Source organism: Lamprobacter sp. (genome assembly GCF_034860625.1).
GTDB lineage: Bacteria > Pseudomonadota > Gammaproteobacteria > Chromatiales > Chromatiaceae > Lamprobacter.
This window is the reverse complement of sequence record NZ_JAYESN010000487.1, coordinates 1-1,538: the sequence shown is the minus strand read 5'-3', so window position 1 is coordinate 1,538 and position 1,538 is coordinate 1. Positions and strand designations below refer to the sequence as shown.

Genomic DNA, 1,538 nt, shown 5'->3' with positions numbered 1-1,538 from the left:
AGGCCGATGCTCCGGGAAGGAACCAACAGGTTTAGATTTAGGTTGATCTGAGATCGCAGCAAGCGTGCGAGACCGGTCTCCAGGTGCGACTGCACCCTCTGGTGCAGCGCGGTGTGCTCGGGATGGCAGCGATGAACCGCATCGGCCGGAGCGTGCGACCCGGCAATCTAGGATCAGTTGAGACGGCTTGGCGGCGAGCCTCAGTCGCCGGTTGCAGGCCGATAGGGTTCCTCGCGTGGCAGGTGACTGACCAGCAACTTGAGGTAGAACACCGGCAAGAACCAGTCAAGGCCCGGCGGTGTAGGAAGCAGCCATAGGCCAATCACCAGACCACCGAGGTAGAGGATCAAGGCCGTGGGACGCTGCAGATAGACGGGTGCCGTCAGGATCAGGGCTGCGGCTGCGAGCAGATAACCGCCTGCGACCGCAGCCCAGGTCCAGTCGTTATCCAGGTAGAGCCAGACCACGAGGAGCAGATGCAACAGGTGCGCTGCCGTGAAGCCGAAGTGCTGCGTAAACCCCTGAGCGCTTCGATGGTACCAGCGCTTTGCGCTCGAGGTCGCATTGGTGACCACGCCGCCGACCAGATCGAAGGCCAGCGCCACGCAGAGCAGGTATTGCACCCAGGACCAGCTTTGACCTACCGCCGCGGCATAGAGCGGGGCCGCGATGGCCGCGACCGATGGCACCAGGATCTGAAGGAGGCGTTCAGCGCTGGTCGCCCCGGGGCCGATGAACCTGTCTAGCACGCCCGCGAGCCCAGAACGCGGCTGCGGATAGGTCCAGTCGATGCGGGGATGATCTTGCGACACGGTGACCTCTCTCTTTGAATCTGTCTCGAGCCAACCCTGTATCATTCCATGCGCAATGCAGGGACGGCATCCGACTGCCGCTGCGCGTTCAGCGAAGCATAGAGTGAGTCTCACCGTGCGATCGACGACCGGTCAACCGACCATGGAAAGATTGTTGCGTCTATACGCGTGCGAAGAAGATTCGCATCGGAGACCTCCGGGCGTAAGCACCACCGGCAAGACAGAAGCCCGGCCCGCGCGGAAAGAGAGTCGAGCCGCCGCCGGACCCGTGCAGGAACATCACTGCCAATCGAAGTCCCTTCGACAAGAGGAGAGACGCCATGAGCAATGAAAAGAGCGAGCGACGCCCTTGGAGAACGCTCGATCCGGAGGAACAGACTGACCTCCGCGTGGCCTTTGGCCACTTTCTCGACACCCTCCCGCCGACCTGTTCCCTGGAGCGAAAGGTGGAGCGATTCCGAAGCTGGCTTCAACATCACGGGGTGGATGATCAAGACGCGCCCTGACGCGCCGACCAGCTCGGGGTCTGCCCGGGGGTCTGCGCTTCAAGGGCCATCTTGGGCTTGGAAAAAGACGCGCTGAGACAAGCGATTGGAACCCGGTATCAAACGCTCTTCAGCAGCGTCGAGCCTGCTCGGCGCGGTCGTTGCCGATAACTCTCCCAATCCAAGGCGATCAACACCGAACCGCCTTCGCAGAGGCGATCCATGAGGCGCTCGCCGAGGG

At 62.4% G+C, this 1,538-nt stretch carries 2 protein-coding genes; one reads left to right on the top strand and one right to left on the bottom strand.

Going from position 1 to position 1,538, the window contains the following annotated elements; all coding sequences use genetic code 11:
• Positions 1–200: 200 nt before the first annotated feature.
• Entirely contained in the window at positions 201–812 is a 612-nt protein-coding gene (locus VBE63_RS29105) for a hypothetical protein (RefSeq protein WP_323686463.1), read from the bottom strand.
• Positions 813–1,132: 320 nt separating this feature from the next.
• Here VBE63_RS29105 and VBE63_RS29100 point away from each other — a divergent pair, with 320 nt between their 5' ends.
• Positions 1,133–1,318: a hypothetical protein gene (locus VBE63_RS29100; protein WP_323686462.1), complete on the top strand. Its 186-nt coding sequence runs from the start codon at positions 1,133–1,135 to the stop codon at positions 1,316–1,318.
• Positions 1,319–1,538 lie beyond the last annotated feature (220 nt).